This window comes from Streptomyces sp. V2I9 (assembly GCF_030817475.1).
Lineage (GTDB): Bacteria > Actinomycetota > Actinomycetes > Streptomycetales > Streptomycetaceae > Streptomyces.
Map to the genome: position 1 here is coordinate 3,868,196 of NZ_JAUSZJ010000002.1, position 13,293 is coordinate 3,881,488.

Below are 13,293 nucleotides of genomic sequence, written 5' to 3' on the forward strand. Positions count from 1 at the left end.
GCGCGCCGCGCACGGGAAGTCCCGTGCGCGGCACGGCGGTTGCCTACGTGGAACGGGGATCGCGGATCAGGGAATGCGGGCGACCGCGCCCCAGCCGGCGCGGGCCGTGGTGGTGCCGGTGTTGGCGTCGGGCCGCCAGTTCGGCCAGGACACCATGCCCGGCTCCACCATCTCCAGCCCTTCGAAGAACGCGACCGTCACCTCCGGCTCCCGGAAGATGTACGGGATCGCGCCGCTCGCGTTGTACTCGTCCTGGACGGCCCGGTGGGCGTCGTCGGAGGCGGTGGAGTGGCTCAGCGAGAGGTAGCTGCCGGAGGGGAGGCGGTCCACCAGGCGCCGTACGAGGGAGAGGGCGTCGTCCCAGTCCACGATGTGCCCGAGCACGTCGCTGATCACGAGGGCGACCGGCTGGGTCAGGTCCAGGGTCTTCGCCGCCCCGGCGAGTACGGCGTCGGTGTCGCGCATGTCCGCCTCGACGTACGCGGTCGCGCCCTCGGGGGTGCTGGTCAGCAGGGCGTGGACGTGCAGGAGCACCAGGGGGTCGTGGTCGACGTAGACGATCCGGGAGTCCGGGGCTATCCGCTGGGCGACCTCGTGGGTGTTGTTCGCGGTCGGCAGCCCCGCGCCGACGTCGAGGAACTGCCGGATACCGGCGTCCCGCGCGAGGAAGGTGACCGTACGGCGGAGGAAGTCGCGCGACTCCTGCGCGAACGTCTCGATCAGCGGGTACTTCTCCCGGTAGGCATCGCCTGCCGCCCGGTCCGCGGGGAAGTTGTCCTTGCCGCCGAGCCAGTAGTTCCAGACACGTGCGGAGTGCGCGACGCTCGTGTCGATCTGGGCGGGCAGTTCCGGCCCATGTCCGTCAGGCCCATTTCCGGTCGTACTCATCCTGCAACACCTCTCCTGTTCGGTCCGGCCGCATCGCCATCACGCACGACACGTCCAGCATTCCCTGATACGTCTGCACGGGGTGCGGACTGTCCCACACGTCCGCCGTTCCCGGCAGACCTCCCTCCCGCACCACATGGTCCGCGATCTCCCGGACCTCCACCCGGTACAGCGTCAGCGCCGGTACGCCGGTCAACGGGTGCGGCGGCGCGTACTCGGGGTGCAACTGCATCGTCACATCCCCGCGACGGGCGATGTTCCGGAGGGCCCTGAGCTGTTCGCGCATCACCCCGTCGCCGCCCACACGGCAGCGCAGCGCGGTGACGGGAAGCAGCGCCCAGAGCCTGGTCTGCTGTTCTGCGAGACGACTTTGACGCTCCATCAGGAAATCCGCACGCCGTTTTCGCGCGGCCTCGCCCTGATCGGGGAACATGACCGCATCCACGGCCATCGCATACGCGGGCGTGCGCAGCAACGACGGCACCAGTGCCGGGTCCCACGTGCGCACGACGCCCGCCGCGGACTCCACGCTCATCACGTCCAGCTGCCAGGGTGCCATCGCGTCGCGCCACGGATGCCACCAGCCGGGCATATTGGCCGAGTTGAGGCGCCCCATGATGTCGTCGGTCTCCGTCGCGCCCGCCCCGTAGGCGGTGAGCAGGGCGGACACCTGACCCACGTCGAGCGAGGTCTGCGCCTGTTCCAGCCGCCGCAGCGTCGAGGGGTGCCACCCCAGTTGTGCGGCGGCCTGCGGTACGGACAGGCCCGCACCCTCCCGGAGGCGCCGGAGGCGGGCCACCAGGACCAGATGTCGCGCCGTTCTCCCCGACCTCTCGCGCGCCACGGTGCCCCCTCCCCGGTTCGGCTCGATCTACCCGACATTTCGCGCAGCGTGCGCGGAATGCACACAGCGCACCTTGCGACGTTCGCACGGCGCTCCCAAGGTAAGCATGTCCGCCCGCATTCCACGCCGAGTAGGAAGAACAGAATCGATCTTGGGTCCGTCTTCGCCCCCGACGCCACCCCCGAACTGTCCGACTCCCGCTCAGCACCGCCCAACTCGCGGTCAGTACTGCCCGACCACCGTTCAACGCCGCCCAACTCCCGTTCAGCACAGCCCAACTCCTCCTCCTGCCGCAGCCTGTAGCTCCATGGCGCTCCTGCTCTCCGCCGCCCAGCCCGCCCCGCTCGTAGCTCCGCACCGCCACGGCTGTTCCGTGCACCGCCCGCACCGTCGTTCCGGCGGCCCGTTCTCTGGAGCCCACCTCATGAACCACCTGACAGAACTCTCCGACCTGACCCCCCTGGCCCACCCGAAGCTCCGGTCCGTCGCCACCGTTCCGAGGTCCGCTCCGCCCCGCCCGCTCGACCTGCGCGTCCGCGCCCAGCGCATCCAGATCGACGAGCTCGTCGTCGACGACCCGCACCAGGTGCTCGCCCACGCTCAACAGGCCGCCCTCGACGACCCGGACATGGCCGCGCAGTTCGGCCACGGACCGATGGACTCGATGTCGCTCTCGGCCGCTGCGGCGCTCCTGTGCGCCCTGTACGACACGGACGCCCTCACCACGATGGGGCTCCGCCTCACCCGCGAGACCACCCGCGTCTCGGCCTCGAACCAGCAGTCGGAACCGGTGTCGTTGGTACGGACGACCACGGTGGAGCAGGGCGACTGATCTTCCGGCCGGCCGTGTTGGCAGGGAGCGTTTCGGGCCGAAGATGTTCCGTTGTGGGGCGCCGCATGCCGGTGCGGCTGCCAGGGGCGGATGGTCCGCGCCTGTGGGGGCGAAGTGTTACGGCGTCGGTCTTCGCGGGTGCACCGGTTGACGTTCTCCCCAACTCCGGGCAACGCCCGGACGGCTGGTACGTGGACGTGCCGGGGTGGTCCTTCGGGAGCCCGCTGCCCACCCGTAATGTCAGGGGCATGGCATCAAGAGAGAAGAACGGTCCCATCCTGGGCTGTGCGATTCCGATCGCACTGGTCATAGCGGCCGCCGGAGTTGCCTTGCTCATGTACAGCTGGGACCTGACCCAGTCCGAGGCCAACGCCGTGTGCGGCAGCTCCGTCATGGAGGAGGGGCAGACCTGCATGGTCGGATCCGGCGAGGGTGCCGTGCACCGCAGTGCCGATGACATGAGGAGCGGGGAGAATGCTGCCCAGAAGATCTTCGGCTGGGCCGGGGTCCTGGCCGGAGGCGCCATCGCGCTCGGAGGGGGCGCCCTCATGGTCGCTGTCATCAGGAACCGGAACGACGACTGATCGTTCCCGAACGCGGTTCGGGGCGGCGTTGGTTCTGTCCGCCGACCGTGCTCGCATCCCGGCTCGGTGAGGAGGGGAACCGAGGGGGACCATGATTCCGGCGTACCGGTGAGGTGACGGAAGCGGTGCGGGAAGACCGGGCTCATGGGCTCAGGGCTGACCGTCATACGGAGCACGGCCGAGAACGCCCGAGCAGGCGCCACGACGGTGGCCGCAATGCGCTCCCCCTCAGAGGCGGTGCGTACGCAAGCACAGAAGACCGCCCGGCGTACTTAACCAGCCTTTTCCTGTCCGGAACTTGTTCCCGATCGCATACGCGTTCCGTGAGCTGCGTTAGTCTCTCGTGGCGCGGAGGCGGAACACCGACAGACGGGGGAGTGCCGTGTCCTATGCGGACCGCTGGCAGGAGTTGTTCGGACCGAGCGGCGATGAGCCTGCGATGAAGCTTGCCTCGGCGTCCTCCACCACGGGGGGCAGGGAGAGCGGCGCCGGAAACCTGAAGCACAGCAAGGGGCCTTGGACCAGTGCCTCCGGCACGGCCGGCGATCTGCGGACCAGGGCCGAGACCAGTAGGTCGGTGCTCAAGAGCGGCCACGAGGGCATCCAGGCAAAGACAGTCGGCCTCAGCTCCGCCACGGCCCTCACGCGTGTGCTGACGTCCTGGGAGGACCGCCTTCGGGCGATGCGGGACGAGTGCGGGCAGCTCCAGGGGAACCTGCTGACGGTCGCCAGGGAGATGGGGGAGTCGGAGGCCGCTGTCAAGTCGTCCGTCAAGGGTGTTCACGTCCCCGGCACGGCGGATGAGAAGCGATGACATCCCCGCTCACCTGGCAGATGCTGCGCGATCTCGAGACGTCCGCGCTCACCCGGGCCGGCGACCGATGGCACGAGGTGTCGAACCGTGCGGCAGCTGACCGGGGGCAGGTCGACCGCGCGATGTCCGCGAAGCTCCGCGAGACCCAGGAGAGCGAGTCGGCGGAGGCCGCCCTCGGCAAGCTCCGGCGTCTCAGCCGGAACTTCCAGTACGTGCGGACGGAGTGCGGGTTGGTCCGTACGGCGCTCAACGGGCTCGCCGGCGATCTCGCCGAACCGCAGCGCCGGTTGAAGCAGGCCCTTGAGGATGCGGCCTCCCTGAACTTCACCGTGCACGAAGACGGTTCCGTGAGCTACCCGGCATCCGAGGTCACGGACATGACCGGTGCGAGACGGAAGGCACCGGGCGGTAGCTCTCAGGGCGATGCCCGGCTCCCGCTGGACCCGCCCGGCCTCGGCTCGCCGGGGCAGCCGTCGCTGTATCCCGGCTACGCGGGATTCATGCCGGCGAACCCCAACGCGGCGAAGGCGCAGGACGTGGCCGACCGCATCGTTCGAGCCGTACAGTCCGCGCGGGAGATCGATGCCCGGTACGCGAAGACCCTCAATGGCCTGAAGGCGGAGAAGGGCCTTGACGTCACTGCGGCCACGCTGAAGGACGTCGGCCGGGACACCGCCGACGTACGTTCCACCGCGGGCACGTATCTCGCCGAAGGCGTTCCGGAGGCCAAGAGCCCGGCCGAGCGCAAGAAGTGGTGGGACGACCTGACCGAGGAACAGCGGCAGGAGTACCTGAAGGTCGCACCGGATCTGATCGGCGGCCTGGACGGTATCCCGGCGGCCTCCCGCGACGAGGCGAACCGGAACTACCTGCCGGTCCTCATCGATGAGCTGGCGCGACAGGGTGGCGACGACGCCAAGACCAAGCTCGATGCCCTCCACATGCTTCAGGGCAAACTGGATAAGCCGAGTCATCCTCCCATGTTCCTCCTGGGCATCGGGGACGAGGGCAACGGGCGGGCGATCGTCTCATACGGCAACCCTGATGCCTCCAGGCATGTCGCGGCATACGTTCCCGGTCTCGGCACCAAGCTCGACAGTGACTTCGTCACGGACACGATGAAGCGTGCCTATGACACGGCTCTTGGTGCGGGGGAAGTGGACCCGTCCACTGCCTCCATCGTCTGGCTGGGCTACGACGCCCCGCAGCATGTGGACGTGATGACGAAAGGTGATGCGCAACGGGGTGCCCCGGCGTACAACGAGTTCATGTCAGGTCTCTCGGCGACGAACGCGAACGAGAACCCGCATGTGACGGCGATCGGGCATTCCTACGGCTCGCTCACCGTGGGCACGGCCGCCAAGGAGGCGGGAGGAATCCCGGGCGTCGACGATGTGATCCTGCTGGGCAGTCCTGGCGTGGACGCTCAGAAGGCAACGGAACTCGGTGTCGGCAAGGACCATGTGTTCGTCGGGGCCGCCGACAACGACCCGGTCACCCACCTGCCCACGAAGAGCGAGGCTGGGCTCGGCTGGGTCCTGGGTGGTGCGCAGAACCCTCTGCTGGGCGGCCCTGCAGGGATCGAGGTGGGGCGTGACCTCTTCGACGCCGGCAACGACGATGTGTACTTCGGCAAGGACCCGGCGAGTGAGGCTTTCGGGGCACAGCGCTTTCTGGTCGACGACGGGCCCAGGATGATCCTTGAGAATGGCCGTTTCCAGGCTCATTCCCAGTACTTCGACCCCGAAATCGATCGGGTGTCGGCGGACAACATCGCCAATATCGTCGGTGGACGTCCCGAAGACCTTGTGAGGGAGAAGCATCGGTGAAGCGCATCATGCGGACTGTCCGCCGAGCCTGTGCGGTGGCTATGGCCGGTGTGCTGCTGGCCGGGTGCGGGTTGTTGGGCGGTGGCCAGAACGGGAAAGGGGCATTGGCGGGCATGGACATGCAGGGTGCGGCGGAGCACGCCGACAGGATGTTCTACGCGACGGTCGGAGCGATCAAGCCGGAGGTCGAGTGGGTCCATCGTGCGACGACGACCGGCAGCTGCGATGTGTCGCGCTACTGGACCGTGATGACGGTCGTGTCCGAACAGCGTCGAGGCAACTTCCTCGGTGTGGTCGAGCGCTTCTGGAAGGCGCATGACTACCGGATCGACATGGTGAACCCGAGCAAGGACCTGCCGACGATCATCGCCACCTCTCCGGACGGCTTCGGTATCAGAGTCAAGTTCGGCTACAAGGGACAAGGGTTCTTCGAGGTCACCACTCCCTGCGTGGACGAGTCGGAGGTAGCGCCGCCCGTGAAGCCGGCGAACGGCCGTGTGTATGAGGGTGAGATCCCCACCCCCAATGTCCGCTCCGACTTCTGGTCCGCCGGGACCCCGGTGCCGGGTCGCGCTGCCACCCCCGCGCCCTGATCCCGGCGGGAGGCTGCTGTCCGGGGCCGGCTCAGAAGGAGGGACGCCCTCCGTGGTGCGTACGTCACCGAAACGGCTGGACCGCCCACGTTCCCACCCCGCCACCGGGCAAAGTCGGTGGTCGTCCGGCTCGGCTCGTGGCACGATCCGGGTTTCATGACCACCTTGTTCCTGATGGTCGGCCTTCCCGGAGCCGGAAAGACCACGCGGGCCCGCCAACTCGCCGACGAGCACGGCGCGCTGCGCCTGACGCCCGACGAGTGGATGCTTCCCCTGTTCGGCGAGGCTGAGCCGGACGGTAAGCGTGACGTGCTGGAGGGGCGCATGCTCTGGCTCGCCCTGGACGCGGTCCGGCTGGGTACCGACGTCGTCGTGGACTACGGCTGCTGGTCACGGCACGAACGGACCGCGATCCGCCGGCTGGCCGAGGCGCAGGGCGCCGGCTTCCGTATGGTCTACCTGCCTGTCGACCACGAGACCCAGCGCACCCGGATCGCCCACCGCTGGGCGACCGCCGCCGAGGAGACGTACCCGCTCGACGAGACCGACCTCCTGCACGGGCGGGCGCACTTCGAGGAGCCCGACGCGGCGGAACTCGAAGGCCGCGTGAACGGCGACCCGCCGCCCGGCTGGACGGGCTGGCCGGAGTGGGCCGCCGATCGGTGGCCGTCATTCGTCCGGCCCGGCGCCGTGTGATCCGGCCCGGCGGCACGGCTCTCGGTCGAGGGGCCGCCCGGCGCCGGAAGCGACCATGGACGTCCTGCTCGCGCCCGGCACCGCCGCCGGGCATCGGTGGCCCCCGGAGTGGAGGCGATGAGCCGGAGCGCGCGGGGCGTTGCGTTCGTGGGGGTTCCGGCGCTGAGCGGGAGCACCCGGCCGCTGGACCGGCGGTCGCGGGCGACGGCGCAGGACCCGTTCGTGGACACCGCGTTGCTGCACGGTACGGCGGTCTGGCTGCGGGCGGGGTGTGCGGTGAACGAGTGAGGGGGCATCGGCCCGTGCGCCGGCGGCCGCGTTCAGAGGGCCGGTGTCCGGGGTGCCGGGCGACACGATGTCGCCCGGCACGCCACGTACGCCCGTCGCCTACCGCACCTCCACCCGATCCCCGTTCGACGAGTTCGCGCCGGATGTGGTGTTGCCGAAGTACGTCCAGCGCCACGTTCCTGACGTACCCGCCTTCACCGTGGTCTTGAGCGCGCCTGTGCTGTTCGACTCCACCTTCTTGACCGTCTTGTACGAGGAGGTGCCCGCCGCCTTGAACTGGAGGCTCACCGTGCGGCCCGCGTATCCCTGGTACGTGTGGGTGTTCCAGTTCGCGCGGCTGACCCGGCCGGTCACGGTGATCGTCCTGCCCTTCCCGACCGGCTCCGGGGAGGCGTTGACCGTGAGGCGGGTGGCTCGCTTGACCTGGAGCGGCAGCTTCTTGTCGTCGATGTCCTCGGCGCCCTTGGGGAGGTACACCTTGGCCGCGGTCTTCCAGGTGCCCGCGTCCTCGTTGCCGAAGTCGTAGTGCCGTGGATCGATGGTCAGCCATTCCTCGAAGTCGCAGATGCCCTTGGCCTGGTCCACGACCTCGCCATCGCTGGTGATGATGGAATTCCACAGCGTTTCGCTGGAGCCCACCGTGCCCCGGTAGGGGAACACCATCGGCCCGGACCTGTGCTTCAGCGTGGTCGTCATCCGGAAGGTCACGTACACCTCGACCTCCTCCTTCACACCGAGCACGATCGGCTTCCCGCCGTTCACCGTGACCCGGCTGAAGGAGACCCCGCCCTCCACCGCCCCGGCCGGCACCGCCGCCACCCCGGTGAACACGGCCGCAGCCCCACCGGCCACCGCCGCTCTCCACACCGTTCTGCGCATCTTCTGGCCCCCGCCCTGCTCGGGTTTCCTGCCGGAGGTCTTCCTCGCGGCTGATGGTGGGACCGGGGAGGGCTCTGCTCGGTTGTACGGGGAGCGGCAACGATCTGATCACCGCGGCCTCTCGCGGACCGGTGTCCCGCATCATGCCTCGCCCAGCCCGTACCATCGCCGTCCCCTCCGGCCCAGATCACCTGCGCGGGGCCTGCGAGGAGCATGTGATTCGGCCCGCTGCTCCGTGGGCCACCATCTGCGGCCCCTGCTGCCGTGAGGAGCGACGCGCCTGCCGGGACGAGGTACGGGCGAGGGTGGCCAACTCCCTCGAACCGCCCTCCTGGCGCGAGCGCTTCGCCGCCGGAGGTGCGGGGGCCGGAGGTGCGGGGGAGGTGCGGGAGGGACGTACCGCGCGGAAGCGGGCGCGGGACGGTGCGCGGACGTGGGCGGGGGCAGGCGAGAAGGTGCCTCCCGAGGTCTTCTCTCGGCCCGCTGGGGAGTGCCTGAGTGGGGTGGCCGACGCGGGATTCGTCGCTCGTTCCGTCAGAGCTGTCACTCCGGGCATCTGCCTGCGGAGAGGTCGGATCATCCCCTGACTTTCCGGGAGGAAAGGATTTCCCGGCCCGTCCCCCGCCTGCCTTGACGGCGGATGCCGATGAGGCTGCAAGGCGAGGCCGGTCGTTCGGTGCCGGACTGCATGTACGCCGATATCCGGGACCGAGACGGTCACTTCGGGCCACGTTATGGGCCACTGCCCAAGATGACGATCAAGAGTTTTCGGCCTGAGGAATACGTGCTCCGGCTTCCCGCTGGTCCGTAGGGAGGCCGGTCATATGTGCTCCGCATATTCTGGGCGCACGGTGGTTGCCTGCCCTCGGAGGGGATTTCGCAAGCTCCTTTCTTATGGGCGGGAGGTCCCGCCTGCGGCATGGAGGTATGCGTCGGCGGAGGTCGAGCCATCGAGTTGCTGATCATCCACCTCTATCGCAAGCCCTGGCGGAATGGGAAGCTCGTCGTCCGCTGGTGAATTCCGTTGAGGGGCCGGCCTTTTCAGAATCGATGCTCACTCGGGCAAGGCTGCCGCAGGACATTTTCGGGCTGTCCGGAACAGGATCACACCTTCTGGTGGCCAGTTCTTTGCCATGCCAGTGTGTCGCCGCATCAGCCCGACTCGGCCTGATTCATGGCAAACCGCACCCACCAAGGAGAAAACATGAGCATGCGGTCCTCGACGCGGTTCCGTGGCGTGTTCACCGGAGCTGCTGTCTGCTCCGCCCTCGCCCTCGGAACCGTGCTGGCCGGCCCCGGCACGGCAGCCGCCTCGACGGAGACGGGCCAGAGCTCGACGGCCGCCTCGGTCCAGGCCGCGTGTTCCGTCTATTGGAAGGTGGGTGTCGACTACGCGGGGCTGACCGCGGGCTACAGCTGGGCGTGGAATGTCGTGATCGAGCAGGGAGCCACCGGCGACCGGGTCCGGGAGATCCAGTGCCTCCTGGGCTATCACGGTTACGGCCTGACGGTCGATGGGCAGTTCGGCCCGGCGACCTACAACGCGGTCACCTCGTTCCAGAGAGCTCGGGGAATCGGAGTGGACGGCATCGTCGGGCCGTCCACGTGGCGCCAGTTGCGCAAGTAGTGACCCCGGCTCCACGGTCCCGGCGCCGCCATCGGCGCCGGGGCCGTGGGCCGTGTGCCGTGGAACGCCTGGGGTGACGTGCTTGACCTCCCTGCCTCCCGGTCAGCCTGCCTGCCTCCCGGCCGCGTAACGCGTTGACCCGTGCCGTGCGGCAGCCGAAGATCGCTGGTGTGAACCCGCCCTCCGATGTGCCCCCGGACCAGCCCCCGCCGGCCGCGCCCCCGAATCAGCCCCCTTTCCAGCCTCCGTTCGAGCCTCCGTCGCCCTGGGCCCCACCGTCGGCCTCGGCCGAGTCGCCGCGCCCGGCCGGTTCGTCGTTCCCGCCGCCTCCGGCGTCCTGGCAGGGGGGCTGGGGCTCGCCCCCGCCGTGGAACCCGCCGCCGACCGGGCCGGTGCGCGCGCCCTCGGGCTCCCGTTACGACCAGCAGGGGCGCAACGGGCCAGGGCGGGCGGTACGGCTGGCTGGGCGAGTTGGTGGTCGCCCTGCTGCTGATCGTGGTGGGCATCATGACCATCACCATGATCGGCGTGGTCATCGCCGACGTGCTGGACGTGGGACCCGACCCGGCGGACAGCGGTCTCTTCTTCGAGGACCCGGTCGCCGACCTGACCATCTCGCTCCTCGGCATCGCGATCGGCATACCCGTCGTCATGGGCGTCGTCCGGCTCCTGGGCCGCCGTCCTGCCGGGACCCTGTCGTCCGTCGCCGGGCGGCTGCGCTGGAGCTGGATCGGGTGGTGCGCCGCCGTGGGCTTCCCCCTGATGATCGTGCAGATCGGTGTGGGGATCGCCTGGACCTGGGATTCCGAGCCGCTCGTGGAGCCGGGCGGCGGCTTTCCGGGCTGGCCCTACTTCCTGCTGAGCATGGCCGTGATCCTGGCCCTCGTCCCGTTCCAGGCCGCCGCCGAGGAGTACATCTTCCGGGGCTGGCTGGTCCAGGTGATCGGGCGGGCCGTGCGTTCGCCGTGGCCCGCGACCGTCGTGGCGTCCCTGTTGTTCGCCCTGGCCCACGGGTTCGGCGAACTCACCGGATTCCTCCTGCTGTTCTACTCCGCCCTGTGGTGGGGCTGGCTGGTGATCCGTACCGGCGGCCTCGAAGCGGTGATCGTGCTCCACGCTGCCAACAATCTGCTGGCCTTCGGCCTGTCGGCGGGCTTCGGGCAACTCGACAGCAGCAGCACCGCCGCCGATGCCCCCTGGCAGGCCCTCGTCCTGGAACTCGTCTTCGCCCCGCTGTACTGCCTGATCGTGGCGAAGCTCGCGGATCGGCGCGGCGTCGAGCGGGTCAGCCCCTGAGGGAGGGGCGGCCCCGCGCCCCGCGCCTCCCGGCCCGCCCTCGCGTCGCCGCCCCGTGCCGTGACCGTCCCGTGCCGTGACCGTCCCGTGCCGTGACCGTCCTGCCCCTCACGCCGTGTTCAGGGCCACCGTCGGGTGCAGGCGGGCGGCGCGGATCGCCGGGTAGAGGCCCGCGGCCACGCCGATCAGCAGGGTCGCGGCCAGGCCGCCCGCCAGGGACCAGGGCGGGATCACCGCCGTCCACCCCTGCACGCGGGCGAACCCGTACGTCGCCGCCGCGCCCAGCAGCGCGCCCGTGGCCCCGCCCAGCGCGGACAGCAGCAGGGACTCGGTCAGGAACTGGAGCCGGATCGCGTTGCGCGTCGCCCCCAGCGAACGGCGCAGGCCGATCTCCTGGCGGCGCTCCAGCACGGAGATGACCATCGTGTTGGCGACGCCCACCCCGCCGACCAGGAGCGCCACCGCGCCCAGCCCGAGCATCAGGGTCGTCAGCCCCTTGTCGGCCGCCGCGCGTGCCGCCAGCGCGTCCGAGGGGCGCGAGACCCTGACGGCGGCCTCGTTGCCGGGGTGGACCGTACGGGCCAGCACCGCCCGTACGTCCTCCACCGAGGCGTCCGTGGACCGCTCGAAGATGGTGGTGGGGCGGCCGTCGAAGCCGAAGTAGCGTTCGGCGGAGGGGAATCCGACCAGCGCCACCCGGTCCAGGGTCGGGACCAGCTCGATGGGTTCGAGGATGCCGACGACGACCACCCGGACATCGTTCATCATGATCGTCTCGCCGGGGCGGGTGATGCCGAGCCGGTCCGCCGCCACCGTGCCCAGGACGGTCGTGGGCAGCCGCTCCCCGGCCGGCGTCAGCCAGGTGCCGCGGGCGACCTCGCCGCCGAGCGTGGAGAGCAGATCGGTCCGGGCCGCCTGGGCGGTGACCCCGGCGGTGCGCTCCTCGGGAACGACATCGCTGCGGCGGATACGGGCGTCGACCTCGGCGGTGGCCGTGGCGTGGAGCACCGGGCCGATCCGCTCGACCATCGCCACCGCGTTCTTCGGCAGTTCGACCGTGCCGCCGATCGGGGTCTCGCCCGCCTCGGCGGTGAGGAGGTTGGTGCCGAGGCGGTCGAGCCGGGACATCAGGTCCGCGCGGCTCGACTCGGACAGGCCGACGACCGCGACCATCGTCGCGATGCCGATGGCGATCCCGAGCGCCGAGAGCACCACACGGGCCCGGCGCGCCCGCAGACCGACCGCGCCGACGCGCAGGACGTCCCGAGGGGAGAGCCGGGCGGGCATCAGACCGCGGGTCATGCGCCCTCCCCTGTGTGTGCCGGAGGGCATTCGTCCGCAGGCATCGGGGGGTGCCCGCCCGTACGCGGCGGAGGGCGGTTCTCCGTACGTGTCGCAGAGCCCTCGTCCGCGACGACCTCGCCGTCCCGGAAGCGGACCCGGCGCGGCAGCGAGGCCGCGATCTGCTGGTCGTGGGTGATCACGCAGACCGTGGTGCCGGACGCGTTCAGCTCGTGCAGCAGCTCCATGACGATGGCGCCGGACGCGGTGTCCAGGGCCCCGGTCGGCTCGTCCGCCAGCAGCAGGCTGGGCCGGCCGACCAGGGCGCGGGCGATGGCGACGCGCTGCTTCTCGCCGCCGGACAGCTCGCTCGGGGTGTGCGAGGTGCGGTGGCCCAGGCCCACCCGGACCAGCGCCTCGCGCGCCCGGTCGCGCCGCTCCCGGAGGGCGGCGCCCGTGTACAGCAGCCCGTCGGCGACGTTGTCCACCGCGTCACGGCCCGCCGCGAGGTGGAAGTGCTGGAACACGAAGCCGATGTGGCGGGCGCGCAGGGCGGAGAGGCGGGCGTCGGAGAGCGTGGACACGTCGTAGCCGGCGACCCGGACCGTACCCGAGGTGGGCCGGTCCAGGGTGCCCATGACGTTGAGCATCGTGGACTTGCCGGAGCCGGACGGGCCGACCACCGCGAGGAGTTCGCCCTCGTGGACGGTGAGGTCCACGGAGCGCAGGGCGTGGACGCCGCCGGGGTAGGACTTACCGGCGTCGCGGAGTTCGACCACGATCGGCCGTGGCACGGGCGGGTCCGGACGGTGCGCGGGCGGGTGTTCGGGCGGGTCCGGGCG

At 70.2% G+C, this 13,293-nt stretch carries 12 protein-coding genes and 2 pseudogenes; 9 read left to right on the forward strand and 5 right to left on the reverse strand.

Going from position 1 to position 13,293, the window contains the following annotated elements; genetic code table 11:
• Positions 1-66: 66 nt before the first annotated feature.
• Together QFZ71_RS17100 and QFZ71_RS17105 are read right to left on the reverse strand one after the other, a co-directional pair.
• Entirely contained in the window at positions 67-888 is an 822-nt protein-coding gene (locus QFZ71_RS17100; RefSeq protein WP_307669081.1) for an SAM-dependent methyltransferase, read from the reverse strand.
• Positions 863-1,732 (reverse strand): helix-turn-helix transcriptional regulator, encoded by an 870-nt coding sequence (locus QFZ71_RS17105; protein ID WP_307669082.1) that lies wholly within the window; start codon positions 1,730-1,732, stop codon positions 863-865. The genes QFZ71_RS17100 and QFZ71_RS17105 overlap by 26 nt, the downstream gene beginning before the upstream one ends.
• Before the next feature lie 424 nt (positions 1,733-2,156).
• On the opposite strand from QFZ71_RS17105, the gene QFZ71_RS17110 reads away from it, so the two are divergent.
• From QFZ71_RS17110 to QFZ71_RS17140, 7 genes and pseudogenes are all read left to right on the forward strand, one after another.
• Positions 2,157-2,564: a hypothetical protein gene (locus QFZ71_RS17110; RefSeq protein WP_307669083.1), complete on the forward strand. Its 408-nt coding sequence runs from the start codon at positions 2,157-2,159 to the stop codon at positions 2,562-2,564.
• Between the two features lie 248 nt (positions 2,565-2,812).
• Positions 2,813-3,148 (forward strand): hypothetical protein, encoded by a 336-nt coding sequence (locus tag QFZ71_RS17115; RefSeq protein ID WP_307669084.1) that lies wholly within the window; start codon positions 2,813-2,815, stop codon positions 3,146-3,148.
• A 439-nt stretch (positions 3,149-3,587) separates the two neighbouring features.
• Entirely contained in the window at positions 3,588-3,962 is a 375-nt protein-coding gene (locus tag QFZ71_RS17120) for a hypothetical protein (RefSeq protein WP_307669085.1), read from the forward strand.
• Entirely contained in the window at positions 3,959-5,791 is a 1,833-nt protein-coding gene (locus QFZ71_RS17125; RefSeq protein WP_307669086.1) for an alpha/beta hydrolase, read from the forward strand. Before QFZ71_RS17120 ends, QFZ71_RS17125 begins: the two co-directional genes overlap by 4 nt.
• Positions 5,788-6,384, forward strand: a complete 597-nt coding sequence (locus tag QFZ71_RS17130; protein WP_307669087.1) for a hypothetical protein — start codon at positions 5,788-5,790, stop codon at positions 6,382-6,384. The genes QFZ71_RS17125 and QFZ71_RS17130 overlap by 4 nt, the downstream gene beginning before the upstream one ends.
• A 156-nt stretch (positions 6,385-6,540) precedes the next feature.
• Positions 6,541-7,080, forward strand: coding sequence for an ATP-binding protein (locus tag QFZ71_RS17135; RefSeq protein ID WP_307669088.1), 540 nt, complete (start codon positions 6,541-6,543; stop codon positions 7,078-7,080).
• A 46-nt stretch (positions 7,081-7,126) separates the two neighbouring features.
• Positions 7,127-7,368, forward strand: a pseudogene (locus QFZ71_RS17140) (hypothetical protein); the annotation flags it as partial.
• Positions 7,369-7,467: 99 nt separating this feature from the next.
• Here the strand turns inward: QFZ71_RS17140 and QFZ71_RS17145 are convergent.
• Complete coding sequence (locus tag QFZ71_RS17145) at positions 7,468-8,247, reverse strand: hypothetical protein (protein ID WP_307669089.1); 780 nt, start codon at positions 8,245-8,247, stop codon at positions 7,468-7,470.
• Between the two features lie 1,204 nt (positions 8,248-9,451).
• On the opposite strand from QFZ71_RS17145, the gene QFZ71_RS17150 reads away from it, so the two are divergent.
• Both QFZ71_RS17150 and QFZ71_RS17155 read left to right on the forward strand, forming a co-directional pair.
• The gene (locus QFZ71_RS17150; protein WP_307669090.1) at positions 9,452-9,874 is read left to right on the forward strand and encodes a peptidoglycan-binding protein; all 423 of its coding nucleotides are present in this window, start codon (positions 9,452-9,454) and stop codon (positions 9,872-9,874) included.
• 392 nt (positions 9,875-10,266) lie between these two features.
• Positions 10,267-11,170 (forward strand): annotated as a pseudogene (locus QFZ71_RS17155) (lysostaphin resistance A-like protein).
• 108 nt (positions 11,171-11,278) lie between these two features.
• On the opposite strand, the gene QFZ71_RS17160 reads toward QFZ71_RS17155, so the two are convergent.
• Positions 11,279-12,472, reverse strand: coding sequence for an ABC transporter permease (locus tag QFZ71_RS17160; protein ID WP_307669091.1), 1,194 nt, complete (start codon positions 12,470-12,472; stop codon positions 11,279-11,281).
• A complete protein-coding gene (locus QFZ71_RS17165; RefSeq protein ID WP_307671488.1) occupies positions 12,469-13,245 on the reverse strand; it encodes an ABC transporter ATP-binding protein in 777 nt (258 codons plus the stop codon). The genes QFZ71_RS17160 and QFZ71_RS17165 overlap by 4 nt, the downstream gene beginning before the upstream one ends.
• Positions 13,246-13,293: the final 48 nt, after the last annotated feature.